General features: G+C 68.0%; 21 protein-coding genes. 10 read left to right on the forward strand and 11 right to left on the reverse strand.

Annotated elements, in window-relative coordinates:
- Nucleotides 1-28: 28 nt before the first annotated feature.
- Both SRAA_RS08800 and ybeY read left to right on the forward strand, forming a co-directional pair.
- On the forward strand, nt 29-1120 hold the full coding sequence (locus SRAA_RS08800) for a PhoH family protein (protein ID WP_082039997.1): 1092 nt from the start codon (nt 29-31) through the stop codon (nt 1118-1120).
- The gene (ybeY, locus tag SRAA_RS08805) at nt 1117-1605 is read left to right on the forward strand and encodes an rRNA maturation RNase YbeY (protein WP_045532185.1); all 489 of its coding nucleotides are present in this window, start codon (nt 1117-1119) and stop codon (nt 1603-1605) included. Before SRAA_RS08800 ends, ybeY begins: the two co-directional genes overlap by 4 nt.
- Before the next feature lie 15 nt (nt 1606-1620).
- Here the strand turns inward: ybeY and mrdA are convergent, their stop codons facing one another.
- From mrdA to SRAA_RS08825, 4 genes are read right to left on the reverse strand one after another with little or no spacing between them, the layout of a single operon-like run.
- A complete protein-coding gene (gene mrdA / locus SRAA_RS08810) occupies nt 1621-3567 on the reverse strand; it encodes a penicillin-binding protein 2 (protein WP_045532187.1) in 1947 nt (648 codons plus the stop codon).
- A 26-nt stretch (nt 3568-3593) separates the two neighbouring features.
- Nucleotides 3594-4124, reverse strand: coding sequence for a rod shape-determining protein MreD (mreD, locus tag SRAA_RS08815; protein ID WP_045532188.1), 531 nt, complete (start codon nt 4122-4124; stop codon nt 3594-3596).
- Complete coding sequence (gene mreC / locus SRAA_RS08820) at nt 4121-5056, reverse strand: rod shape-determining protein MreC (protein WP_045532190.1); 936 nt, start codon at nt 5054-5056, stop codon at nt 4121-4123. The genes mreD and mreC overlap by 4 nt, the downstream gene beginning before the upstream one ends.
- A gap of 19 nt (nt 5057-5075) precedes the next feature.
- A complete protein-coding gene (locus tag SRAA_RS08825) occupies nt 5076-6122 on the reverse strand; it encodes a rod shape-determining protein (protein ID WP_045532192.1) in 1047 nt (348 codons plus the stop codon).
- 124 nt (nt 6123-6246) lie between these two features.
- Between SRAA_RS08825 and gatC the strand changes: the two genes are divergently transcribed.
- Genes gatC through gatB form a run of 3 tightly spaced genes read left to right on the forward strand, consistent with a single transcriptional unit; the run spans nt 6247 to nt 9568 of the window.
- Nucleotides 6247-6546: an Asp-tRNA(Asn)/Glu-tRNA(Gln) amidotransferase subunit GatC gene (gene gatC, locus SRAA_RS08830; protein ID WP_045532193.1), complete on the forward strand. Its 300-nt coding sequence runs from the start codon at nt 6247-6249 to the stop codon at nt 6544-6546.
- A complete protein-coding gene (gene gatA / locus SRAA_RS08835; RefSeq protein WP_045532195.1) occupies nt 6543-8090 on the forward strand; it encodes an Asp-tRNA(Asn)/Glu-tRNA(Gln) amidotransferase subunit GatA in 1548 nt (515 codons plus the stop codon). The genes gatC and gatA overlap by 4 nt, the downstream gene beginning before the upstream one ends.
- Entirely contained in the window at nt 8087-9568 is a 1482-nt protein-coding gene (gene gatB / locus SRAA_RS08840) for an Asp-tRNA(Asn)/Glu-tRNA(Gln) amidotransferase subunit GatB (protein ID WP_045532201.1), read from the forward strand. Before gatA ends, gatB begins: the two co-directional genes overlap by 4 nt.
- Before the next feature lies 1 nt (nt 9569).
- Here gatB and SRAA_RS08845 read toward each other — a convergent pair whose 3' ends face one another.
- The gene (locus SRAA_RS08845) at nt 9570-10241 is read right to left on the reverse strand and encodes a hypothetical protein (protein WP_052467534.1); all 672 of its coding nucleotides are present in this window, start codon (nt 10239-10241) and stop codon (nt 9570-9572) included.
- Nucleotides 10242-10269: 28 nt separating this feature from the next.
- The gene (gene pyrE, locus SRAA_RS08850; protein ID WP_082039998.1) at nt 10270-11001 is read right to left on the reverse strand and encodes an orotate phosphoribosyltransferase; all 732 of its coding nucleotides are present in this window, start codon (nt 10999-11001) and stop codon (nt 10270-10272) included.
- A 12-nt stretch (nt 11002-11013) separates the two neighbouring features.
- Between pyrE and SRAA_RS08855 the strand changes: the two genes are divergently transcribed.
- Nucleotides 11014-11817 (forward strand): exodeoxyribonuclease III, encoded by an 804-nt coding sequence (locus SRAA_RS08855; protein ID WP_045532203.1) that lies wholly within the window; start codon nt 11014-11016, stop codon nt 11815-11817.
- On the opposite strand, the gene SRAA_RS08860 is transcribed toward SRAA_RS08855, so the two are convergent.
- On the reverse strand, nt 11799-12728 hold the full coding sequence (locus tag SRAA_RS08860; RefSeq protein ID WP_045532205.1) for a 5'-nucleotidase: 930 nt from the start codon (nt 12726-12728) through the stop codon (nt 11799-11801). The genes SRAA_RS08855 and SRAA_RS08860 overlap by 19 nt on opposite strands.
- 108 nt (nt 12729-12836) lie before the next feature.
- On the opposite strand from SRAA_RS08860, the gene SRAA_RS08865 reads away from it, so the two are divergent.
- Nucleotides 12837-14456, forward strand: a complete 1620-nt coding sequence (locus tag SRAA_RS08865; protein WP_045532207.1) for a peptide chain release factor 3 — start codon at nt 12837-12839, stop codon at nt 14454-14456.
- Between the two features lie 72 nt (nt 14457-14528).
- Here SRAA_RS08865 and purN read toward each other — a convergent pair whose 3' ends face one another.
- Nucleotides 14529-15134 carry a phosphoribosylglycinamide formyltransferase gene (purN, locus tag SRAA_RS08870; RefSeq protein ID WP_045532209.1) on the reverse strand — a complete coding sequence of 202 codons (606 nt, stop codon included), beginning with the start codon at nt 15132-15134 and terminating at the stop codon, nt 14529-14531.
- A 15-nt stretch (nt 15135-15149) separates the two neighbouring features.
- On the opposite strand from purN, the gene SRAA_RS08875 reads away from it, so the two are divergent.
- The 3 genes from SRAA_RS08875 to SRAA_RS08885 all read left to right on the forward strand — a co-directional run bounded on the left by SRAA_RS08875 (nt 15150) and on the right by SRAA_RS08885 (nt 18286).
- Nucleotides 15150-15863 carry a YceH family protein gene (locus tag SRAA_RS08875; protein WP_082039999.1) on the forward strand — a complete coding sequence of 238 codons (714 nt, stop codon included), beginning with the start codon at nt 15150-15152 and terminating at the stop codon, nt 15861-15863.
- Nucleotides 15864-15969: 106 nt separating this feature from the next.
- Nucleotides 15970-17151 (forward strand): acyl-CoA dehydrogenase family protein, encoded by a 1182-nt coding sequence (locus tag SRAA_RS08880; RefSeq protein ID WP_045532211.1) that lies wholly within the window; start codon nt 15970-15972, stop codon nt 17149-17151.
- Nucleotides 17152-17170: 19 nt separating this feature from the next.
- Nucleotides 17171-18286, forward strand: a complete 1116-nt coding sequence (locus SRAA_RS08885; RefSeq protein WP_045532213.1) for an acyl-CoA dehydrogenase family protein — start codon at nt 17171-17173, stop codon at nt 18284-18286.
- Nucleotides 18287-18308: 22 nt separating this feature from the next.
- Here SRAA_RS08885 and SRAA_RS08890 read toward each other — a convergent pair whose 3' ends face one another.
- From SRAA_RS08890 to SRAA_RS08900, 3 genes are all read right to left on the reverse strand, one after another.
- On the reverse strand, nt 18309-20549 hold the full coding sequence (locus SRAA_RS08890; RefSeq protein ID WP_197538504.1) for a hypothetical protein: 2241 nt from the start codon (nt 20547-20549) through the stop codon (nt 18309-18311).
- A gap of 81 nt (nt 20550-20630) precedes the next feature.
- Nucleotides 20631-22826, reverse strand: a complete 2196-nt coding sequence (katG, locus tag SRAA_RS08895) for a catalase/peroxidase HPI (protein WP_045532215.1) — start codon at nt 22824-22826, stop codon at nt 20631-20633.
- 132 nt (nt 22827-22958) lie between these two features.
- A complete protein-coding gene (locus tag SRAA_RS08900; RefSeq protein WP_045533599.1) occupies nt 22959-23516 on the reverse strand; it encodes an HNH endonuclease in 558 nt (185 codons plus the stop codon).
- Nucleotides 23517-23550 lie beyond the last annotated feature (34 nt).

Below are 23550 nucleotides of genomic sequence, written 5' to 3' on the forward strand. Positions count from 1 at the left end.
GGGGATTCCTTTGTCACAGATTATCGTTTTGATTCTGCGCCACACCTTCACCCCGCCCGACAACCTGCGCATGGCGCACTTGTGCGGGCCGCTGGACTGCCATTTGCGCAGCATCGAGGCCGCCTTGCAAGTCAAAGTGGCGCACCGCTTCGAGCAGTTTCGCATCGAAGGCCCCAAGGCGCGCGCCGAGCAGGCCATGCAGGTGCTGCAAGCGCTGCACGAAATGGCGCGCACCCCCATCCCGGCCGAGCAGCTGCAGCTCATGCTCAGCGGCGACACCGCCCTGCCCAGCGCCGGCCCCGAGGCGCTGCTGCTGCAAACCCGGCGCGGCACGGTGCAGGGCCGCAGCCCGAATCAGCAGCGCTACCTGGCGCACATGGCCACGCACGACATCACCTTTGGCATCGGGCCGGCGGGCACCGGCAAGACCTTTCTGGCCGTGGCCTGCGCCGTCGATGCGCTGGAGCGCAGCGCGGTGCAGCGCATCGTGCTCACGCGCCCGGCCGTGGAAGCCGGTGAGCGGCTGGGCTTTTTGCCCGGCGACCTGGCGCAAAAGGTCGATCCCTACCTGCGCCCGCTGTTCGATGCGCTCTACGACCTGATGGGCTTCGAGAAAGTGCAAAAGGCCTTCGAACGCCAGCAGATCGAGGTCGCGCCGCTGGCCTTCATGCGCGGGCGCACACTGAATCACGCCTTCGTCATCCTGGACGAAGCGCAAAACACCACCCCGGAGCAGATGAAGATGTTCCTGACCCGGCTCGGCTTTGGCAGCAAGGCCGTGATCACGGGCGATGTGAGCCAAATCGACCTGCCGCGCACCCAGCTCAGCGGCCTGATCGACGCCGAGCGGGTGTTGAAGCGCGTGCAGGGCATCGCCTTCAACCGCTTCAGCAGCACCGACGTGGTGCGGCACCCGCTGGTCGCGCGCATCGTCGATGCCTACGACAGCGGCGGCGGCCGGGTTGGCGCAAGCCCTTACAGCGCCCACAGCACCGCCAGCCACGCCGTCGCCGGTGCAAGCCCCGACGCCGACCCAGCTCCCGCGCCCGCCCGAGCGCGCCGCCGCCGCCCGCCGCCAACTGGCCCTGCTGCGCCCCCTGCCTCAGCGCCCACCCCATGAAACTGCCCCCCCTCACGCTCTCGCTGCAATTCGCCCCCCCAGAGGGCGCACCAGCCAAAGCGGCCCTGGCCGCCCACCGGGCCGCCCTGCCCCGGCACCTGGTGCAACGCTGGCTGCGCCATGCGCTGACGGCACCGGGCGAGATCACGGTGCGCATCGTCGGCAGCGAAGAAGGCCGGGCGCTGAACCGCGACTACCGCCAGCGCGACTGCGCCACCAACGTGCTCACCTTCGACTACGCGCAGGCGCCGGTGGTGATGGCGGATCTGGTGTTGTGCGCGCCGGTGCTGGAGCAAGAAGCCACTGCCCAAGGCAAAAGCCTGCAGGCCCACTATGCGCACCTGATCGTGCACGGCGCGCTGCACGCCCAGGGCTGGGAACACGAAACCAGCGCAGCCGACGCCGAGGCGATGGAGGCACGCGAGCGCGAAATACTCACCCAGCTCGGGTTTGCCGATCCCTATGCCGCGCACCCACCCGGCTAGGGAGGCTGTGCCGCCTCAGGGCCGCCCTTGCCACACCACCTCGCGCGCCTGGCGCTGCACGCCAATGGGTGGGCCCGATTGGCCTTGTTGCGTGGCGGCGATGTCTTGCTCGCTCGGGTACAGACCCAATAACAGGTAATCAAAGACCCGGCGCGCGATCGGTGCCGCCGCCACCGAGCCAAAGCCGGCGTTTTCTACGATCACCGCCAGCGCCACCGTGGGCGCTTCCAGTGGCGCAAAGCCGATGTAGAGCGAGTGGCTGCGCTGGTATTCCTCCAGTTGTGCGGCGTCGTAGCGCTGACCCTGGGCAATGCGCACCGCCTGCGCGGTGCCGGTCTTGCCGCCACTGCGGTAGGGCGCGCCTGCAAAGACGCGCGCAGCCGTGCCGCCTTCCACGTTGACCGCCTCCATGGAATCGAGCACCGCCTGCAGGTGCGCAGGATTCAGATTCAATGCATGACCCTCCGGCTCAAACAAGGCGCGCCCACGCGGTGCCCTGGGGTCGTAGACGCGCAGCCCCAAATGCGGGCGCTGGCGCACGCCGCCGCTGGCCAGCGTGGCGGTGGCCGATGCCAGTTGCAACATGGTCGCGCTTTTGTAACCTTGGCCAATGCCAACCGCCACCGTGTCACCCACAAACCAGCGTTGCTGGGCCGGGTTGCGGTACGCGCTGCGCTTCCAGGCCTGATTGGGCAACAAGCCGCGCGATTCACCCACCAGGTCGATGCCGCTGGGTTGCCCAAAACCCAGTGGGCGCATGAAATCGTGCATGGCCTCGATGCCCATCTCGTGCGCCAAGGTATAAAAATACACATTGCTCGAAACCGCCATGGCGCGCCGCAGGTCCACTTGCCCGAGGTGGCGCTCACCCACGCTGCGAAAGCGCTGATTGCCCAGCACCCAAAAGCCGGGGTCGTAGACCACCGAGTCGGGCCGGCGCAAGCCCAGTTCCAGACCAGCCAGCGCCATGAACGGTTTGAAAGTCGAGCCCGGTGGGTAAGTCCCGCGCAAGGCGCGGTTGTGCATGGGCCGCTCGATCGATTCGTTGAGCGCGCGCCAGTCCTCGGTGCCGATGCCATCGACGAACAGGTTGGGGTCGAAGGTCGGCAGGCTGACAAAGGCCAGGATTTCGCCGTTGCGCGGGTCGATCGCCACCAAGGCGCCCCGGCGCTGGCCAAACAGCTGCTCGACCAGGTGTTGCAGGCGCGCGTCGATGGTCAACCGCAGGGTGTGCCCGGGTTGTGCCGCCACCGTTTCGAGGGTGCGCACCGCCTGGCCGTGGGAGTTGATTTCGACCCGTTTGAAACCCGTCGTTCCGTGCAGGCTTTGCTCGTGGCTTTGCTCCACCCCCAGCTTGCCCAAGTGGTCGGTGCCACGGTAATTGGCGCGCCGCTCGGGCGGCCACTCGGCCATGCGCTCTTGGTCGCGCTGGTTGATGCGCCCCACATGCCCCACCACATGCACCGCCGTCGCACCCAAGGGGTAGTGGCGCAAGTGCCGCGCTTGGATCGAGACGCCGGGCAGCCGGAACAACTGCGCGGCAATGAGCGGCATCTCTTCGGCGGTCAGGCGCGTGCGCAGTGGCAGCGAATCGAAGCGGTGCGACTCGGCGCGCAAGCGCTGGAAGCGGCGCAGCTCGCGCGGCGTGATCGGGATCAATTCGGCCACGGCAGCCAGCGTCTGCTCCAGGTCACCGGCCAGCGCCGGAGTGATTTCAAGCGTGAAAACGGCCTGGTTGTCGGCCAGCACCACGCCGTGGCGATCCACGATATTCCCGCGCAAAGGCGGCAGGGGCAGCACGGCGGTGCGGTTGCTCTCGGCCCGTCCCTGCAAATCGGCGTGGCGCTGGATTTGCAGCACATACATGCGCAAGCCCAGCAAGCCCAAGGCCAGCAGCACCACCACCAGCGCCACCTGCACCCGGTGCCGAAAGCGCAGCAGCTGAAGTTCAACGTCGTGCATGGCAGGCTGGCATGGTTTGTTGGCGCTCAGAGAGGCCGGTCGTCATCGGGGTCGTGTGCGCGCCGCTGGGGCGCCAACAACAACACGGTAGCCAGCGGCCACAAAGCGGCCTGCCACAGGGGTGCCAAAGCCATCCAGAGATCGGGCCCGCCGTCGCCTGCCAAGGCCCGCACCAGCCACTGCAGCGCGTGCGCCAGCACAAACAGCAACAGCACATGCGCGGTTTGACGCAACCAATCGAACCACAGCAAGCGACGGTGAATCAGGACCGCCAAAAAGCACATCACGCTGTAGGCCAAGGCGTGCTGACCCAGCAGCGCCCCTTGGTGCACATCGATCAGCAAACCCAGCCCGAACGCCACCCCCACCCCGATCCGGCGCGGCTGATGCACCGTCCAAAACACCAGTGTCAGCGCCAGCAAGTCGGGCGCCCAAGCGGCTTGCCCCAGCCAGGCCATCTGCAGCGCCATTTCGAACAGCAGCACACCCATCAGGGTGCCCCAGATGAATACGGGATTGGCAGGCAACAGCAGGGCTTGCCCAGCACGCATGATCATGGCGCAGGCCTCTCGGGGCTGGTCTGTGCAGCGCTCGGGGCAGTCGCTGCAGCCGGCGGGGACGCAGGGGGCAGCCCCACCGGATCGATCACCAGCACATGCAAGACGTGCTGGACGCGGGCCAGCGGGCGGGCTTGCACCCGGGCAAAACCGTCGGCACCCGAGGCCGTCACCGAGTCGATTTCGGCCACCGGCAAACCGGCTGGATAGACCCCGTCGATGCCGCTGGTGGTGAGCACATCGCCCACCATGGCTTGGGTGTCGGCGGGCTCGAAGCGCAACTCGATGCGCGCGTCTGCGTGGCGTGCCACGGGCACACCAAAGGCTAGGCTGCGCTGCCCGGTGCGGGTATTGACGACGGCCATGGCTTGCTGCGGATCACCCAACAGCCGCACCTCCGAAGTGGCCCAACGCACGCGGGTCACTTGCCCCAGCACCCCAAAGCCGTCCACCACCGCCGATCCGGGACGCACGCCGTCTTGCTGCCCGAGGTCGATCACCACGCCTTGGGTGTACGGATCGGCCAGCTCATGCAAGATCTGAGCCCCCCGCGCAACCGTCGGCAGCCGGTCGCGCATGCCCAGCAAAGCGCGCAATTCACGGTTCTCATGGGCCAGGTGCTCGACAATGGCGGCGCGCTCGGCTTGGCGCACCAGTTCGGCGCGCGCCAGTGCCGCCTCGGCTTGCGCGGCCTGCAAGCTGCCCAGGTATTGGCCCGACCAGCGCGCCGCATGCAGCGGCTGCAAGGCCAGCCATTGCAGCGGACTGAGGGTCACCGCCAGCGTCTGGCGCACCGGTGTGGCCCACTGCAGCCGGGCATCGAGCACCATCAGCAGCAGCGCCAGCGCACCCAGCACCAGCAGCTTGGACAAGGCCGACGGGCCCTGCTTGAAAAACGGGGGCGGTGCTTGGTCGAGGGTACCCAGCGGCATGGCCGGATGCAGCCTAGAGTTACTCGGTGGCGAAAATGCTGCCGCCCAAGCGGTCCATCTGGTCCAGCGCCATGCCACAGCCCAGCACCACGCACAGCAGCGGCTGCTCGGCCACCAGCACCGGCAGCCCGGTTTCTTCGGCCAGCAAGCGGTCCAGGTCGCGCAGCAAGGCGCCACCGCCGGTGAGCATCATGCCGCGGTCAGAGATGTCGGCCCCGAGTTCGGGCGGGGTGTGCTCCAGCGCCGTCTTGACCGCCTGCACGATCTGGTTGATCGGGTCGGTCAGGGCTTCGAGCACCTCGTTGCTGGAGATGGTGAAGCTGCGCGGCACCCCTTCGGCCAGGTTGCGGCCCTTGACTTCCATCTCTTTGACTTCGGAGCCGGGAAAGGCCGAGCCGATGGTTTTTTTGATCATTTCGGCGGTCGGCTCGCCGATCAACATGCCGTAGTTGCGTCGGATGTAGCCGATGATGGCCTCGTCGAACTTGTCGCCGCCCACGCGCACGCTGCCCTTGTAGACCATGCCGCCCAGGCTGATGACGCCGACCTCGGTGGTGCCGCCGCCGATATCGACCACCATCGAGCCGCGCGCGTCCGACACCGGCAGACCGGCCCCGATCGCCGCCGCCATCGGCTCCTCGATCAAGTAGACCTGCGAGGCGCCGGCCCCCAAGGCCGATTCACGAATGGCGCGCCGCTCGACTTGGGTGGAGCCGCAAGGCACGCAGATGATGATGCGCGGGCTGGGCCGGAACATCGAGCGCGGATGCACCATCTTGATGAACTGCTTGAGCATCTGCTCGGTGACGGTGAAATCGGCGATGACGCCGTCTTTCATGGGGCGGATGGCTTCGATGTTGCCGGGCACCTTGCCCAGCATCGCCTTGGCTTCCTTGCCCACGGCCTGGATGGTCTTTTTGCCTTGCGGACCGCCCTCGTGGCGGATCGAGACCACCGAGGGCTCGTCGAGCACGATGCCCTTGCCGCGCACGTAGATGAGGGTGTTGGCGGTGCCGAGGTCGATGGCCAGATCGGTGGAGAAATGCTGACGAATGGATTCAAACATGATGAGGATTGCCCTGTACCACCGGACACGGTGGCCGGCTGGTTTCCTGCGCGGGCGCAAACTGGAGATAATACCCGATCAACGCCGCTCCGGGAGGCGCTTACACCTCCTTACTCATTGCCCCATGTCATTGTCATTGCAAGAAATCGAACGCTTGGCACGCCTTGCGCGCCTGCGCCTCACGCCCGAGCAAGCGCTGGACGCACAACAGCGCCTGAACGGTTTTTTTACCTTGGTCGAGCAGATGCAGGCGGTTGACACCACCGGCGTCGAGCCCTTGGCGCACCCGGCGGCCGTGCTGCAGCTGGTGGCGCTGCGCCTGCGCCCCGATGTGGCCAGCGAGCCCAACCAGCGCGAGGCCAACCAGCGCAGCGCCCCGGCCGTGCAAGACGGCCTCTACCTCGTGCCGCGGGTGATCGAATGAGCGCTGCCACCTTCAACCCTACCCCCACCCCCGACCTGCACCAGATGGGCGTGGCCGAACTCGGCGCCGCCCTGAGCGCGCGCCAGACCTCGGCCACCGAAGTGGCGCAGCACCTGCTGGCCCGCGCGCACGCCCACAGCGGCCTGGGGGCCTACTTGGCGCTGAACGAAGAAGCCACGCTGGCGCAGGCCGCCGCCGCCGATGCGCGCCTGGCCGCTGGCGAGCGCGGCCCCTTGCTGGGGGTGCCGCTGGCGCACAAAGACGTGCTGGTGACGCGCGACTTTCCCACCAGCGCCGGCTCCAAAATGCTGCAAGGCTACCGCAGCCCCTTCGATGCCACCGTGGTGGCGCGGCTGGCCGCAGAAGGCGCGGTGACGCTGGGCAAGCTCAACTGCGACGAATTCGCCATGGGTTCGGGCAACGACCAATCCGCCTACGGCCCCGCGCACAACCCCTGGGATGTGGCGCGCGTGCCCGGCGGCTCCTCCGGCGGCTCGGCGGTGGCGGTGGCGGCGCGGCTGGCCCCGGCGGCCACCGGCACCGACACCGGCGGCTCGATCCGCCAGCCCGCCAGCTTTTGCGGCATCACCGGCATCAAGCCCAGCTACGGGCGCTGCTCGCGCTACGGGCTGGTGGCCTACGCCTCCAGCCTCGACCAAGCCGGCCCGATGGCGCGCAGCGCCCTCGACTGCGCGCTGCTGCTCACGGCCATGGCCGGGCCCGACCTAGACCGCGACTCCACCAGCCTGGAGCACCCGCCCGAAGACTACACCCGGCTGCTCGGCCAGCCCTGGCCCGGTGCCAGCGCCGCCCGGCCGCTGCAAGGGTTGCGCATCGGCCTGCCGCGCGAGTTCTTTGGCCCCGGTTGCGACGCCGACGTGCTGGCCGCCGTGCGCGCCGCCCTGAGCGAATACGAGCGCCTGGGTGCTACCTTGCTCGACATCGATTTGCCGCGCACCGAACTGGCCATTCCGGCCTACTACATCATCGCCCCGGCCGAGGCCAGCTCCAACCTGAGCCGCTACGACGGCGTGCGCTACGGCCATCGCGCCGCCGAGCACGGCGATTTGCTCGACCTGTACCAGCGCTCGCGCAGCGAGGCCTTTGGGCCCGAGGTGCAGCGCCGCATCCTGCTGGGCACCTACGTGCTCAGCCACGGCTACTACGACGCCTACTACCTCAAGGCGCAGCAGATCCGGCGCCTGATCGCGCAAGATTTTCAGTCCGCCTTCAGCCACTGCGACCTCATCGCCGGCCCGGTGGCCCCCAGCGTGGCCTGGGCCATCGGCGCCAAAACCGCCGACCCGCTTTCTGCCTACCTGGCCGACATCTACACCCTGCCGGCCTCGCTGGCCGGTCTGCCGGGCCTAAGCCTGCCCGCGGGTTTTGGCGCAGGCCGCATGCCCGTCGGTCTGCAGCTGATCGGCAACTACCTGAGCGAAGCCCGGCTGCTGCAGGTGGCGCACCAGTTGCAGTTGGTGAGCGACTGGCACACCCGCACGCCGCCGCCCTTGACCCCGCCCTGCCCCGGAACCCGCCCATGAGCGCCCCTTTGATTCAAGGCTACGAAGTCGTGATCGGCTTCGAGACCCACGCCCAGCTCGCCACGCGCAGCAAAATTTTCAGCCGCGCTCCGGTGGCGTTTGGGGCCGAGCCCAATACCCAGGCTTGCGCCGTCGATCTGGCGCTGCCGGGCACGCTGCCGGTGATGAACCGCGAGGCGGTGGCCTGCGCCATCCGCTTTGGGCTGGCGGTGGGGGCGCACATTGCCGAGCGCAGCGTGTTTGCGCGCAAAAATTACTTCTACCCCGATTTGCCCAAGGGCTATCAGATCAGCCAGTACGAAATTCCGGTGGTGCAAGGTGGCAGCGTGGGCTTTGAGCTGGCCGGGCAGGCGCGCACGGTGCGGCTGGTGCGCGCGCACCTGGAAGAAGACGCGGGCAAGAGCCTGCACGAAGATTTTCACGGCATGAGCGGCATCGACCTGAACCGCGCCGGCACGCCGCTGCTCGAAATCGTCACCGAGCCCGACCTGCGCAGCAGCGCCGAGGCGGTGGCCTATGCCAAGGCGCTGCACCAGATCGTGACCTGGATCGGCATTTGCGACGGCAATATGCAAGAGGGCTCGTTTCGCTGCGACGCCAACGTCAGCGTGCGCAAACCGGGGCAGCCGCTGGGCACCCGGCGCGAGATCAAAAACCTCAACAGCTTCAAGTTCATGCAGCAGGCGATCGACTACGAGCTGCGCTGGCAGATCGAGCAGCTCGAAGACGGCCACGCCATCCAACAAGCCACGGTGCTGTTCGACCCCGACAGCGGCCAGACCCGGGCCATGCGCAGCAAGGAAGACGCGGCCGACTACCGCTATTTCCCCGACCCGGACCTGCCGCCGCTGTGCATCGCGCCGCAGTGGATCGAGCAACTGCGCGCCGAACTGCCCGAGCTGCCGCGCCCCATGGCCGAGCGCTTCGTGGCCCAGTACGGCCTGCCCGCCTACGACGCCGCCACGCTCACCCAAAGCCCGGCCATGGCGGCGTATTTCGAGCGCGCCGCCGCCGCCAGCGGGCAGCCCAAGCTGGCCAGCAACTGGATCATGGGCGAGCTTTCGCGCCGCCTCAACGAGGCGCAGCAGGGCATGGAGGCGGCCGCGCTGGGGCCGCTGCAACTGGCGGCGCTGCTGGTGCGCATTGCCGACGGCAGCTTAAGCCACAACGCCGCCAAACAGGTGTTCGAGGCACTGTGGAGCCAGCCCGTCGGCGCAGCGGTCGAATCCCTGCCGGATGCGCTGGCGCAAGTCGATGCGCTGATCGCCGCCAAGGGCTTGCAGAGCCTGAGCGACAGCGGCGCGCTGCAAGCCATCGCCGAGCAGGTGCTGGCGGCCAATGCCAAAAACGTGGCCGAATACCGCGCCGGCAAAGAAAAAGCCTTCAACGCCTTGGTTGGGCAAGTGATGAAAGCCAGCCAAGGCAAGGCCGACCCGGCGCGCGTGAACGCGCTGCTCAAGCAGCTCTTGGGTGCCTGAATCAGCGGGCGGGGCCCGGCGCATCCCGCTCCGCCCACAGGCGCTGCAGCAGTTGCAACTCGGTGTTGAAGCGCTCCTCGATGCGCTCGATTTCGCGTTGATGGCCCCGCACCAACCCCTCTTGCGACACCCGTTGCTGCTCAATATCGGCCTTGCGCTGCACCAAACGCGCGGGCGCGGCTGCTGCAGGATCGGCGCGCTGCAGGTGGGCCAGTTCGTCGGCCACCGCTTGGTGCTGCTGCCCCAGCTCTTGCTGGCGCCGCTCAGCTGCCTCCAACATGGCTTGCACCGGCCGTAAGGCCTGCGTGCGTTCGCGCTGGTGCGTGGCTGGGTCGGCGTAGCGCATCAGCAGCGCCTGTTGCTGGCGCCGCTCATCGGTGGCGCGGGCGCGCGTTTGCGCATCGGTGCGGGCGCGCTCTTGGGCACGCAGGCGCTCCTCGGTGCTGAGGGACGGCGCGATCACGCGGCGCACCACCCCGCTGGGGCTGAGTTCGCGCTGCTCGCGGTCCAGGCAGTCCATGATGAGCCGGTCCGAGGTCAGCTTGCGCCCCTGCGCGTCGGTGCAGGTGAAGATGCTGCCGGTCTGCGCCAGCGCAGCACCACCCAGCAGCGTCGCCGCCAGCGCCAGCGTCAGCCCCGCCCGCACCCTTTGCGCGTTCTGTGCGCTCCGCATCGACACCCCTAAAATTGAACCGATACTATCAGTTTACACCATAACGCTGGCGGTAGGCCTGCACGCGCTCGCGGTGCCCAGCCATCTCGGGGCTGTGTTGTTGTTGCAGAAAATCGAGCAAATCGCTCAGGCGCGCAATCGCGCACACCTGCAAGCCGAGCTGCTCGCGCACGTACTGCACCGCACTGTGCGGCAGGTCGCGCAGCGTGCCGTCGGGGCCGGTTTCGGTGGCGCGCTCTTGCCGATCGAGCGCAATCGCCACTGCGTGCGGCGTGGCCCCGGCGGCCCGAATCAGCTCGATCGACTCGCGCACCGCCGTGCCCGCGCTCATCACGTCGTCCACGATCAGCACCCGCCCGCGCAGCGGCGCACCCACCAGCGTGCCGCCTTCGCCGTGCGCCTTGGCCTCTTTGCGGTTGTAGGCAAAGGGCCGGTTGTGGCCCAGCCGCGCCAGCTCCACCGCCAGCGCCGCCACCAGCGGAATGCCCTTGTAGGCCGGGCCAAACAGCAGGTCGAACTCGATGCCGCTGGCGATAATGCGCTGCGCGTAGCACTGCGCCAGCCGGCCCAGCTTGGCGCCGTCGTCAAAGCCGCCGGCGTTGAAAAAATACGGGCTCAAGCGCCCGGCCTTGGTCTGGAACTCGCCCCAGCGCAGCACGCCCGATTCAACCGAAAATCGCACAAAGTCCTGCGCCAGCCCATCCAGCCCGGAGCCGGCTTGGGCCTGGGCCACCTGGGCCACCTGTTGCACATCTGCCATGGAGAAAAATCCTTGTTACGCTTGACCAGTCTGAACCTCAACGGCATCCGCTCTGCCGCCCGCAAGGGCCTGCAGGCATGGGTACAAGAAGCCGCGCCCGATTGTATTTGCGTGCAGGAGCTGCGCGCCCAAGCGGCCGAACTGGCCGACGGCCTAGAGGCGCTGGCGGGCTTGCGCGGCCACTTTTATTGCGCCGAAAAAAAGGGCTACGCGGGCGTGGGCATCTACAGCCGCCACGAACCGAGCGAGGTGCGCAGCGGCATCGGGGTGCCTGAGTTCGACGCCGAGGGGCGCTGGATCGAGCTGCGCTTTGACCGCCCGGGGCGGCGTTTTTCGGTGATCAGTGGCTACTTTCCGAGCGGCTCCAGCGGCCCCGAGCGCCAACTGGCCAAGTTTCGCTTTCTGGAGGCGATCGGGCCGCACCTGCAGGCGCTGCGCGCCGAACGCGAGTTCGTGCTGTGCTCCGACGTGAACATCGCGCACCAAGAAATCGACCTCAAAAACTGGAAGGGCAACCTCAAAAACAGCGGTTTTTTGCCCGAAGAACGCGCTTGGATGACGCAACTGCTGGGCCGCGAGCTAGGCCAAGGCGGCCTGGTGGACGTGTATCGCCACTTGCACCCCAGCGAGGGCCCCGCCGCCTACACTTGGTGGAGCAACCGGGGCCAGGCTTGGGCCAACAACGTGGGCTGGCGCATCGACTACCACCTCGCCACCCCGGCGCTGGCCGCGCTGGCGCGCGAGGCCAGTGTGTACAAGGCGCAGCGTTTTTCCGACCACGCGCCGCTGAGCATAGCCTACGATTTTGGGCTGTGAGGGCCGGGGCCTGGCACCGCATTCGAAATGCCGCTCGCCACATGCCCTGAGGGCACATGGCGGGCGGCGTGTTCGATGTGGCCGGTCTGGTCGTCGAAAAAGAAATCGGGCTCGAACTCGCGCAAAAATTCGCCCTTGGGCAGGCCGCCCAGAAACAGCGCTTCATCGACCTCGATATTCCAGTTCATCAGGGTGCGGATGGCGCGTTCGTGCGCCGGGGCGCTGCGCGCCGTCACCAGCGCGGTGCGGATGCGCATCTGCGCCGTGCCGGCACTTTGCAGCCGGTGCAGCGCCTCCAGCAGCGGCTTGAACGGCCCGCCCGGCAGCGGCAGGCCGGCCTTGCTGGCTTCGTGCTGCTGAAAAGCGCTCAAGCCCTGGGCCTGATAGACGCGCTCGGCCTCGTCGGAAAACAGCACCGCGTCGCCGTCAAAGGCAATGCGCACCTGGTTCGGGTGCGCGTCGCTGGCGTGCACCGACTGCGGATAGACCTGCGCCGCCGGCACCCCGGCCTCCAGCGCCGCACGCACATCGCTCAGGTGCGTGGACAAAAACAGATTGGCGCGCAGCGGCCGCAGGTAGCGCCACGGCGGCTCGCCGCGCGTGAAAACGCCGCGCTCGATCGGCAAACCGTAGTGCTGCGCCGAGCGAAACACGCGCATGCCCGAGACCGGGTCGTTGCGCGACAAAATCACCACCTCGACCCGGGGCTGGCCGGAGTGGTTGAAGCGCATCAGCTTTTGCACCAGCGAAAAAGCCACGCCGGGTCGGGCCGGCTGCTGCAAGCGCTCGAGCTGCAACTGCATGTAGGCGCGGTCGTCGCCTTGCTCGAAAACCTGGTTTTCGGCCTCGAAGTCGAACAGCGCGCGCGATGAAATGGCGACCACGAGCTGGCCGTCGAGGGTGGTGGGCATGGTGGGTTCATTGTCGCACGGCCTTGGCACGCCGCCCTGGCCCGCCCTGGCCCGCCCTGCCCCGCCTTGGCCTTGGCCTGGCCCGCCTATCGCCGATAATCCTAGGCTATGCCCGATCTAGCCTCCGAAGTGCGCCGCCGCCGCACCTTTGCCATCATCTCGCACCCCGACGCCGGCAAAACCACCCTGACCGAAAAGCTGCTGCTGTTTTCCGGGGCCATCAACATCGCGGGCTCGGTCAAGGCGCGCAAGGCCGCGCGCCACGCCACCTCCGACTGGATGGAGATCGAAAAGCAGCGCGGCATCTCGGTTGCCTCCAGCGTGATGCAGATGGAGTACCGCGACTGCGTCATCAACCTGCTCGACACCCCTGGGCACCAGGATTTCTCTGAAGACACCTACCGCGTGCTCACCGCCGTCGATGCGGCGCTGATGGTGATCGACGCCGCCAACGGGGTCGAGCCGCAGACGCGCCGCCTGCTGCAAGTCTGCCGCGCCCGCAACACGCCCATCCTCACCTTCGTCAACAAGATGGACCGCGAGGTGCAGGCACCGCTGGACCTGATGGACGAGATCGAGCGCGAGCTGGGCATGACGGTGGTGCCCTTTACCTGGCCGGTCGGGATGGGCAAGCTGTTTCACGGCGTCTATGACCGGCGCAGCGAGCAGATGCGCGTGTTTGCCGCCGGGGCCGACAAGCGCGGCGCCGACGAGGAGGTGCTGGCCGGGCTGGCGCACCCGGAGTCGGCGCGCCGCTTTGGCCGCGAGTGGCAGCAGGCGCGCGAGGAGCTGGAGCTGGTCTCTGGCGCTTCGCCGGCCTTCGACGAAGCGGCTTTTTTGGCCGGGCAGCAAACGCCGATGCTGTTTGGCTCGGCGATCAACAACTTTGGCGTGCGCGAGGTGCTGGATGCGCTGGTCGATCTGGCGCCGCCGCCCGGCCCCAAACCGGCCATGCAGCGCACGGTGCAGCCGACCGAGCCCAAGTTCAGCGGCGTGGTGTTCAAAATCCAGGCCAATATGGACCCGGCGCACCGCGACCGCATCGCCTTCGTGCGCTGCGCCAGCGGGCACTTCGAGCGCGGCATGAAGCTCAAGGTGGTGCGCTCGGGCAAGGAACTGCGCCCGAACACGGTGGTGAGCTTTTTGTCGCAGCGGCGCGAGCTGCTCGACGAGGCCTATGCGGGCGACATCATCGGCATCCCCAACCACGGCGTGTTGCAGCTCGGCGACACCCTGACCGAGGGCGAGGCGCTGCAATTCACCGGGCTGCCGTTTTTTGCGCCCGAGATCATCCGCAGCGTCGAAGTGGCGGACCCGCTGCGCGGCAAGCAGCTCAAGGCCGGTCTGACGCAGCTCGGCGAAGAGGGCGCAATCCAAGTCTTTAGGCCGATGGCGGGCACGGTGCTGATGCTCGGTGCCGTGGGGCAGTTGCAGTTCGAGGTGGTGCAGCACCGGCTGGAGAGCGAATACGGCGTCAAGGCGCGCATCAGCCCCAGCCCCTACCAGGTGGCGCGCTGGGTCACGTGCACGCCCGAAAACGGTGGCGAGACCGAGCTCAAGCGCTTCATGCAGGCCAATTTGCACCGCATGGCCTGGGATGCGGTGGATGCGCCCACGCTGCTGGTCGATCACCAGGCCACGCTGCGCGCAGTGGAGGCGAATTGGCCCAAAATCCAGTTCCACGCCATGCGCGAGCACGCCGGGCTGGTGTTTCACAAGGCGGTTTGAGGGGCGGCACGCTTGCGCCACGGGCCCTGCCGCCAAGGCGAGCACCGCAGGATGCCGCTGCCACGTGGCCTTTCAGGGCTGCGCCGCCAGCCAGCGCTCGACCGCGCGCGGGTAGATCAGGTGCTCTTGCGTGAGCACGCGCGCCGCCAGCGACTCGGGCGTGTCGCCGGGCAGCACCGGCAGCACGGCCTGCTCCAGAATCTGGCCGCAATCGACTTCGGCCGTGACGTGGTGCACCGTGGCCCCGACGAAGCGGCAACCCATTTCGAGCGCGCGCTGGTGCGTGTGCAGGCCCGGAAAAGCCGGCAGCAGCGAGGGGTGGATGTTGAGCAGGCGCCCGGCGTGGTGCTGCACGAAATCCGGCCCCAGAATGCGCATGAAGCCCGCCAGCAGCACCAGATCCGGGCGGCCGTGGGGGTCGAAGCGGGCGATGGCCTGCGTCAGCTCGGCCTCGAAGGCGGCGCGATTCGGGTAGGCGCTGTGCTCGACCAGCGCGGTGGGCAGCCCCTGCGCCTGCGCCCACGCCAGCCCGCCCGCCTGCGCCTTGTTGCTCAACACCCCGGCGATGCGTGCGCCAAAGCGCTGCTGCCAGTGCTGCTGCTGGGATGCCCGCACCAGGGCCTGCATATTTGAGCCGGTGCCCGAAATCAGCACGACAATGTTCTTTGTTTCAACCATATGGATGCGAGTGTAATGAGTCTGCCCGAACCCGATCCCAGCAACGCCCCCGGCACCCCAGCCCATCCCGCCTTCGAGCCCCTGAGCGTGGCGCAAGCGCGTGTGCTCGCCACGCTGATGGAAAAGGCGCGCACCGTGCCCGATAGCTACCCGCTCACCCTCAACAGCTTGCTGCTGGGCTGCAACCAGAAGTCGGCGCGCGAGCCGGTGTTGAATTTGAGCGAGGCCGATGTCGCCGAGGCGCTCGACGGCCTGCGCCAGCGCACGCTGGTGTTCGAGAGCAGTGGCGGGCGCGTGCCGCGCTTCGAGCACAACTTTCAGCGCGCCGTGGGCGTGCCCGAGCAGTCCGCCGTGCTGCTGGGGCTGCTGATGCTGCGCGGGCCGCAGACCGCGGGCGAACTGCGCCTGAACGCCGAGCGCTGGTACCGCTTCTTGGACATCGCGTCGGTGGAGGCCTTTTTGGAGGAGCTGCAGCAGCGCGCGGCGCACAAGGGCGGGCCGCTGGTGACCTTGCTGCCGCGCCAGCCGGGTGCGCGCGAGCCGCGCTGGGCCCATCTGCTGTGCGGCGCCCCGGCGCTGGAGCCAGTCGCAGAGCTTGGCGGCGCGGGGCCGGGTGCGGAGCTGGCGGCCCAATTTTCCGCCCAGTTCGCCGCCTTGGCCGAGCGCGTGCAGGCGCTGGAGCAGCAGGTGCAGCAGCTGGAGCAGCGGCTGGAGCAGGCCGGAGGCTGAACGGGTTGCGGGCGGTGCGGCCCGCCCTGTCACCGCCCGGACAGCGCCGCCACGCTGAGCGTGCTACAACCTTGGCTCTAGCAACGCAGCACAGGAGACCGGCCCCATGGACTTGGCATTCACGCCCGAAGAGCAGGCTTTTAGAGCCGAAATCCGCGCCTGGGTGCGCGATCACTTGCCGCCCGAGCTGGCGCACAAGGTGCACCACGCCCTGCGCCTGAGCCGCGACGATCTGCAAGGCTGGGCCAAGGTGCTGGGGCGCAAAGGCTGGCTGGGCCATGGCTGGCCCAAAGCCTTCGGTGGCCCGGGCTGGAACGCGGTGCAAAAGCATTTGTTCGAAGAAGAATGCGCCCTCGCCGGGGCCCCGCGCGTGATCCCCTTCGGGCCGGTGATGGTCGCACCCGTCATCATGGCCTACGGCAGCCCGGAGCAGCAGCAGCGCTTCTTGCCCGGCATCGCCAGCGGCGAAGTCTGGTGGTGCCAAGGCTACAGCGAGCCCGGTTCCGGCTCCGATCTGGCCAGCCTCAAGACCCGCGCCGAACACCGGGGCGACCACTACCTCGTCAACGGCCAAAAAGCCTGGACCACACTCGGCCAGCACGCCGACTGGATTTTTTGTCTGGTGCGCACCAGCAGCGAAGGCAAACCGCAGACCGGCATCAGCTTTTTGCTGATCGACATGAAGTCGCCCGGCGTCACGGTGCGCCCGGTGCGGCTGCTGGATGGCGAGTACGAAGTCAACGAAGTGTTTTTCGACGACGTGCAGGTGCCGCTAAACAACCTCATCGGCCAGGAAAACAAGGGCTGGAGCTACGCCAAGCACCTGCTCAGCCACGAGCGCACCAACATCGCCGAAGTCAACCGCGCCAAGCGCGAGCTCGAGCGCCTCAAGCGCATCGCCCAAGCCGAAGGGGTGTGGGACGATGCCCGCTTTCGGGACCAGATCGCGCTGCTGGAAGTGGATGTGGTGGCGCTCGAAATGCTGGTGCTGCGCGTGCTGGCGGCCGAAAAATCGGGCAAAAACCCGCTCGACATCGCCGGCTTGCTCAAAATCCGCGGCAGCGAAATCCAGCAGCGCTACGCCGAGCTGATGATGCTCGCCGCCGGCCCCTTTGCCTTGCCCTTCATCTTTGAGGCCATGGAGGCCGGCTGGCAGGGCGACTTCCCTGGCGGCGTGCCCGGCAACGCCCCGCTGGCAGCGAATTATTTCAACTTGCGCAAAACCACGATTTACGGCGGCAGCAACGAGGTGCAGCGCAACATCGTGGCCCAAACCCTGCTCGGCTAAACCCACCCGGAGACACGCAATGGATTTCGACTTTTCCGACGACCAACTGCAACTGCGCGAAGCGGTGCGGCGCTGGGTACACAAAGCCTACCCCTTCGAGCGCCGCCGCACCGCCGCCGCCGCCGGGGGGTTCGAGCGCGCCACTTGGGCCGAACTGGCCGAACTCGGCTTGTGCGGCCTCACGGTGGCCGAAGCCCACGGCGGCCTCGGCCTGGGGGCGGTGGAGGCGATGGTGGTGCAAGAAGAACTCGGCCGCGGCCTGGTGCTGGAGCCGCTGGCGCAGGCCTACATTGCCGCCGCCGTGTTGCAAGCGCACGCCCCCGCGGCCCTGCAGCAGCAGTGGTTGCCGCGCCTGGCCAGTGGCGAGGCGCTGCTGGTGCTGGCGCACGTGGAACGCGGGCTGCGGCACCGGCTCGGGGCCGTGGCGACGCAGGCGGTGCCAAATGGCGCGGGCTGGTTGCTGAGTGGCGGCAAAAGCCTGGTGCCCGCTGGCGACTGCGCCGACGCGTTTCTGGTGCCAGCCCAGACCCCGCAAGGGCTGGCGCTGTTTCTGGTGCCCCGCGACGCCGCCGGGGTGCAGACCCGCGCCTACCCGACCCAAGACGGCAGCCGCGCCGCCGAAGTGGGCTTTGCGCAAACGCCCGCGCAACTGCTCAGCCCCGATGGCCAGGCGGCGCTGGAGTGGGCCGCCGATGTGGGCATCGCCGCCGCCTGCGCCGAAGGCGTGGGGGTGATGGAGCAGACGCTGGCCTACACGCTGGACTACCTCAACACGCGCCAGCAGTTTGGGGTGCCGATTTCCAGCTTCCAGGCGCTGCGGCACCGCGTGGCCGACATGAAAATGCAGCTCGAACTGGCGCGCAGCATGAGCTACTACGCCAGCCTCAAGCTCGGTGCGCCAGCCGATGAGCGCCGCCAGGCGCTGGCGCGCGCCAAGGTGCAGCTGGGGCAGTCGATGCGCTTCGTGGGCCAGCAGGCGGTGCAGTTGCACGGCGGCATCGGCGTCACCGACGAATACCTCATCAGCCACTGCTTCAAGAAACTCACGCAGCTCGAGCTCAGCCTGGGCGACACGCTGCACCATCTGGGCGAGGTGTCGGCGCGTATGCGCGAGAGCGCCGGGGTGTTTGCCTGACACCCCTGACGCTGGGCCCGAATCAGCGCAGCAGCAGCAACCAAGTCAGCGCCAGCCCCAACCCCAGCCCCAGCACGGCATACCAGCCCCAAGGCCGCGCGGGCTCGGCGTAGGGATCGACCAGGCTGCGCTCGGCCCCAGCGGGCAGTTGCGCCACGCCGGTGAGCGAGGCGCCAAAGGGGATGTTGATGCGGGCCCGGATATTGACCGCCCAGCCGTTGGCGTCCAGCAAGGGCCCCAAGTTGCGCTGGCGCAGCTTTAACCAGGCCAGCAGCATCGCGGGGACCGAAATGAGCAGCAGCAACCCGAGCAGCAGTCCGAGCAAGACCAGCGGCATCAGCCACAGCGGCAGGCGAAAAAAGCCGCTCAGAATCGCGGCCAGCGCGGTGCCCAGCGCCCCCAGCGCCAAGCCGATGGCGGCAAAAATGCCGGCAAAGCGCGCAATGTCGAAAGCCGCGGCGGCGGCCGGGGCCGCTGCGTGCGCACCCGCCGCACCGGGTAGTGCGCCAGCCCCGGCGGCCGACTGCGCCTCGACCCGCTGCTCGCGCGCCGCCGCCAAGCGCCGGAACTGCTCGCCTACGAAGCGGGCCATACGCCGATAGGGCATCCAAAAGGCCTGGCGCACGCTGATCGGGGCTTCTTCGACGCGCAGCACGCGCGCCTTCCAGTCGCGCCCCTGGCGGTCGTAGAACAGGGCGTTGCGCCCGGCCACCAGCATCTCGTCGGCGTCGCCGCCGGTCAGGGCCGCAACAATGGTGATCGGGGCCTCGTCGGGGCGCTCGCATTCGCAGTAGAGCAGGTAGACACCCGAGAGCGGGGCCAGCGCGCTGTGGCGCTCCAGATCGGCCACGCGCAGGCACAGGGTGCAACTGCGTTGGTCAATGTAGAGCGTGCCGGCCTGAAAGATGGCGGGCTGCTGCTGGCTGTAAAAATCGCTCAGGTTGACGAAGTTGCGCAGCAAGGGCACGAGGTCGCGCCGCAGTCGCAGCAACAGCTTCAGCGCCTCGATGCCGGCGGCGTTGGCGTCGGCTTGGCGGTCGAGCTCGATCAGTGCGGCCAACTGCGCCGGGGCCGGGCCGTCGAGCAAGCCGCGCAGCGCCTCGGGGCTCCAGTCGGCCAGCGCGGTGGCGGGGCGTTGCGCCAGCCAGGCGCGGCGGGCGGCCAGCCGCGCACGCAGGCTTTCCCACTGGGCTGCTGTGAGCGCCGAACACGGGCCCAGCAGCGGCCACACCGCCTCCCGTTGCAGCGCGCTAATGCGCGCCTGCCAAGCGGGGTTGAGCCCCTCGCACAGCGGCAATTCGGCCCCCGGGCGCACCCGGGCCAGCGGCAAGGCGGCCAGCGCTTCGCTGCCTTCATGCAGGGTCTGCGCGGCCAGTTCGGTGTAGCGCGCTTGCTCCGGGTTGAGCGCCATTTCGGCTTGGGGGTCGAAATGGGCCAGTCGGCAGCGGGTAAAAAAATCGTCCACCTTGGCCTGCACGGCGTCGAAGGCTTGCAAGGCGCAGGTCTCTTGCAGGCCCGAAACCGGCAGGGCAGCGGGCGCGGGAACGGGAACGGGGGCCGCACCAGGCGCTGCATCTGGAGCGGCATCGGGCACCGGGCCGGGCTGGGCTGGAGCCTGCTGGTGCCAGTCGAGCGCCTGTTGCGCCTGCTCCAGCAAGGCCTCTAGGCCCGCTTGCGTGGCCCCCGGCTGGCCGCTGCGGTCGGTCTGCGCGCCCTGGGTGGCAACGACGTGCCCGATCAGTTCGGCGCACGCCGCATCCGGGGCCAGTTCGGCTGGTACCACTCCGTCGCCATTGGGCAGCGTGGGCGGAAACAGGCGCGCAGGCTCGCTCAGGTCATCGAGGCTCAGGTGCGGGGTACCCGCTTTGCCTAGGCGCAGCAGCACCTGGTGCGCGGCGGCGAATAGGGGCGCTGCCGCCGCCGTATCGGCGCGCAGCGCATCCAGCGGCAGCTCGGCGCCGGGCTGAAACAGCAGCTGCGGGTTGTGCAGCACCTCGCACACCCAGCGCACCGCCGCACGGATTTCGGGCACCTGGATGCTGCCATCGCCGTCGGTGTCGATGCGTTGCAGGGTGCGGCTGTCGAACTCCAGCCCGGAGGTCGGGCAGGCCAGCACGGCCCAGAGTTTTTGGTCGAGTTGGTCGAGGCAGCGCAAATCCTGCGCGGTTTCGATGCGCACCTGGTCAAAGCCGCCGCTGCGAAAAAAACGCCAGCGGTGCGGGCCGCTCATCTCCAGGGGTTCGCTCGGGGTGGAATGGCTCATGGCTGCCCTCGCCTATAAAAAAACCGCCGCCAGCGGCCAAAGGGCTGGCGGCGATTGCGCATAGTAGCAGTTCGGCCGGGTTCAGCGCAGATCGAAGCGGTCCAGCTCCATCACCTTGACCCAGGCGGCGACGAAGTCCTCGACGAACTTGCGCTCGTTGCCGCTTTCGGCATAGACCTCGGCCAGCGCCCGCAGTTGCGAGTTGGAGCCAAACACCAAGTCGGCCACGGTGGCGGTCCACTTCACGGCCCCGCTGTTGCGGCAGCGGCCTTCGAGCACGTTCGGGTTGGCGGCCGAGCGCGCCCACGTCGTGCCCATGTCGAGCAGGTGGGTGTAGAAGTCGGTCGAGAGCGTGCCGGGGCGCTGCGTGAACACGCCGTGGCGGCTGCCCGCGCTGTTGGCGCCCAGCACGCGCAGGCCACCGACCAGCACCGTCAGCTCGGGCGCGGTGAGGGTGAGCAGTTGGGCGCGGTCGATCAGCAACTCGGCTGCATGGGCTTCGCAGCCGGGGGCGGCGTAGTTGCGCAGGCCGTCGGCGCGTGGCTCCAGCACGGCAAAGGAGGCCACATCGGTCTGTTCGGCGCTGGCATCGGTGCGCCCAGGGCGGAACGGCACCGTCGCTTCATGCCCAGCGGCCTTGGCTGCGGCCTCGACGGCGGCGCCACCGGCGAGCACGATCAAATCGGCCAGCGAGACTTTTTTGCCGCCGCCAGCGCTGGCATTGAAGCCTTGCTGGATGGCTTCGAGTTTGGCCAGCACGGAAGCGAGCTGCGCCGGGTCGTTGGCGGCCCAGTCTTTTTGCGGCGCCAGACGGATGCGCGCGCCGTTGGCCCCGCCGCGCTTGTCGGAGCCGCGGAAGGTCGAGGCCGAGGCCCAGGCGGTAGCCACCAGTTGCGACACGCTCAGGCCCGAGGCCAGCACCTTGGCCTTGAGCGCGGCCACGTCGGCGGCGTCGATTAGAGCGTGGTCAACTGCGGGCACCGGGTCTTGCCAGACCAGCACCTCTTGGGGCACCAGCTTGCCTTGGTAGCGGGCGCGCGGGCCCATGTCGCGGTGCGTGAGCTTGAACCAAGCGCGCGCGAAGGCATCGGCGAATTCCTGCGGGTTTTGCTGGAAGCGGCGGGCGATCTTGTTGTAGGCCGGGTCGAAGCGCAGCGCCAAGTCGGCGGTGGTCATCATGGTTTTGACGCGCTTGGCCGGGTCGTGCGCGGCCGGGGCCAGGTCTTTGTCGGCCACGTTGACCGGCTCCCACTGCCAGGCGCCGGCCGGGCTCTTGGTCAGGTTCCAGTCGTAGCCAAACAGCATCTCGAAGTAGCTGTGGTCCCACTGGGTAGGGTTCGGGCTCCAGGCACCCTCGATGCCGCTGGTGATGGTGTCACCGCCCTTGCCAGCACCGAAGCTGTTGGCCCAGCCAAAACCCTGCTGCTCGATCGGAGCGCCCTCGGGTTCGCGCCCGACGTGCGATTCCGGCCCGGCCCCGTGCGCCTTGCCAAAGGTGTGTCCGCCGGCGACCAGGGCCACGGTTTCCTCGTCGTTCATGGCCATGCGGGCGAAGGTTTCGCGGATGTCGCGCGCCGAAGCCAGCGCGTCGGGCACGCCGTTGGGGCCTTGCGGGTTGACGTAGATCAGGCCCATCTGCACCGCGCCTAGGGGCTTGGCCAAGTCGCGCTCACCGCTGTAGCGTTTGTCGCCCAGCCACTCGGTTTCGGGGCCCCACCAGATGTCGTCTTGCGGCTCCCAGATGTCGGGGCGGCCACCGGCAAAGCCGAAGGTCTTGAAGCCCATCGATTCCAGCGCCACGTTGCCGGTGAGGATGAGCAAATCGGCCCAAGACAGGTTCTTGCCGTATTTTTGCTTGATCGGCCACAGCAGGCGGCGCGCCTTGTCGAGGTTGCCGTTGTCGGGCCAACTGTTTTCTGGGGCGAAGCGCTGCGCGCCGTGGCCGGCACCGCCGCGGCCGTCGTGGATGCGGTAGGTGCCCGCAGCGTGCCAGGCCATGCGAATGAAGAAGGGGCCGTAGTGGCCGTAGTCGGCCGGCCACCAGTCCTGCGAGTCGGTCATCAGCGCCTTCAGGTCTTGCACCACGGCGTCGAGGTCGAGTGCGGCGAAGGCTTTTTTGTAGTCAAAGTCCTTGCCCATCGGGTTCGACTTGCAGCCGTGCTGGTGCAGGATGCGCAGGTTGAGCTGCTCGGGCCACCAGTCGCGGTTGGAGCGCACACCCGCCACTGCCGGGGCAGTGGGCGCGCCGTGAAAGGGGCATTTGGATTCGGTCGTCATGGTCTCATCTCCTGGTTGAAAAAGGGGCGGGGGAAGATGCGCTCAGTGTAGGCTTTGGCTATCGGTTTGTGGGATTGGTTTTACCTAATCGATCAATAGAATCCATGCTCCGCTGCGATCCGGCCAGGGGCCTCAGGCGTGCAGCCGGGAGTGGCGCGGCAGGCGCGCGGCCAGAAACTCCATCTGGTCGGCCAGGATGCGGCGGTTGCGCAAGATGAAATCCTCCCACAGGCTGGGCACGTAGGGGGTGTAGAGCAGCGGCATGCGCGCCTGCTCCGGGGTGCGGTTGCCCTTGCGGTGGTTGCAACTGCGGCAGGCCGTGACCACGTTCATCCAGTGGTCGCCGCCTTTTTGCGCCAGCGGGCGGATGTGCTCGCGCGTCAGGAACGACTCGGCAAAGGTGTCGGCGCAGTAGGCGCAGACGCAGCGGTCGCGGGCAAAGAGTTTTTCGTTGCTCAGGCTCGGCTTGAGCTCGAAGGGGTTGATGCCCGGCACACCCGCGGTGCCGATGATGGAGTTGATTTCGATCACCGACTGGCGGCCGCTGACGGCATTGAAGCCGCCGCGAAAACGCGCCACGCGCAGGCCCGCCTCCCAGCGCACTTCGTCGGCGGCGTAGTGCAACACCGCCTGCTCCAGGCTGATCCACGACTGCGGCACGCCCTGTGCCGACAATTTCAACACCTTCAAAGCCAAGCCCTCGCGTCAGGCCCCACAGAGGGGG

It is taken from the genome of Serpentinimonas raichei (assembly GCF_000828895.1).
Lineage (GTDB): Bacteria > Pseudomonadota > Gammaproteobacteria > Burkholderiales > Burkholderiaceae_C > Serpentinimonas > Serpentinimonas raichei.

Excerpts from the sequence above, each read along its gene's own strand:
- ybeY (WP_045532185.1), top strand. The coding sequence starts at position 1,117 with ATGAAACTGCCCCCCCTCACGCTCTCGCTGCAATTCGCCCCCCCAGAG.
- mrdA (WP_045532187.1), bottom strand. The coding sequence starts at position 3,567 with ATGCACGACGTTGAACTTCAGCTGCTGCGCTTTCGGCACCGGGTGCAG.
- mreD (WP_045532188.1), bottom strand. The coding sequence starts at position 4,124 with ATGATCATGCGTGCTGGGCAAGCCCTGCTGTTGCCTGCCAATCCCGTA.
- mreC (WP_045532190.1), bottom strand. The coding sequence starts at position 5,056 with ATGCCGCTGGGTACCCTCGACCAAGCACCGCCCCCGTTTTTCAAGCAG.
- SRAA_RS08825 (WP_045532192.1), bottom strand. The coding sequence starts at position 6,122 with ATGTTTGAATCCATTCGTCAGCATTTCTCCACCGATCTGGCCATCGAC.
- gatC (WP_045532193.1), top strand. The coding sequence starts at position 6,247 with ATGTCATTGTCATTGCAAGAAATCGAACGCTTGGCACGCCTTGCGCGC.
- gatA (WP_045532195.1), top strand. The coding sequence starts at position 6,543 with ATGAGCGCTGCCACCTTCAACCCTACCCCCACCCCCGACCTGCACCAG.
- gatB (WP_045532201.1), top strand. The coding sequence starts at position 8,087 with ATGAGCGCCCCTTTGATTCAAGGCTACGAAGTCGTGATCGGCTTCGAG.
- SRAA_RS08845 (WP_052467534.1), bottom strand. The coding sequence starts at position 10,241 with ATGCGGAGCGCACAGAACGCGCAAAGGGTGCGGGCGGGGCTGACGCTG.
- pyrE (WP_082039998.1), bottom strand. The coding sequence starts at position 11,001 with ATGGCAGATGTGCAACAGGTGGCCCAGGTGGCCCAGGCCCAAGCCGGC.
- SRAA_RS08860 (WP_045532205.1), bottom strand. The coding sequence starts at position 12,728 with ATGCCCACCACCCTCGACGGCCAGCTCGTGGTCGCCATTTCATCGCGC.
- SRAA_RS08865 (WP_045532207.1), top strand. The coding sequence starts at position 12,837 with ATGCCCGATCTAGCCTCCGAAGTGCGCCGCCGCCGCACCTTTGCCATC.
- purN (WP_045532209.1), bottom strand. The coding sequence starts at position 15,134 with ATGGTTGAAACAAAGAACATTGTCGTGCTGATTTCGGGCACCGGCTCA.
- SRAA_RS08875 (WP_082039999.1), top strand. The coding sequence starts at position 15,150 with ATGAGTCTGCCCGAACCCGATCCCAGCAACGCCCCCGGCACCCCAGCC.
- SRAA_RS08880 (WP_045532211.1), top strand. The coding sequence starts at position 15,970 with ATGGACTTGGCATTCACGCCCGAAGAGCAGGCTTTTAGAGCCGAAATC.
- SRAA_RS08885 (WP_045532213.1), top strand. The coding sequence starts at position 17,171 with ATGGATTTCGACTTTTCCGACGACCAACTGCAACTGCGCGAAGCGGTG.
- SRAA_RS08890 (WP_197538504.1), bottom strand. The coding sequence starts at position 20,549 with ATGAGCCATTCCACCCCGAGCGAACCCCTGGAGATGAGCGGCCCGCAC.
- katG (WP_045532215.1), bottom strand. The coding sequence starts at position 22,826 with ATGACGACCGAATCCAAATGCCCCTTTCACGGCGCGCCCACTGCCCCG.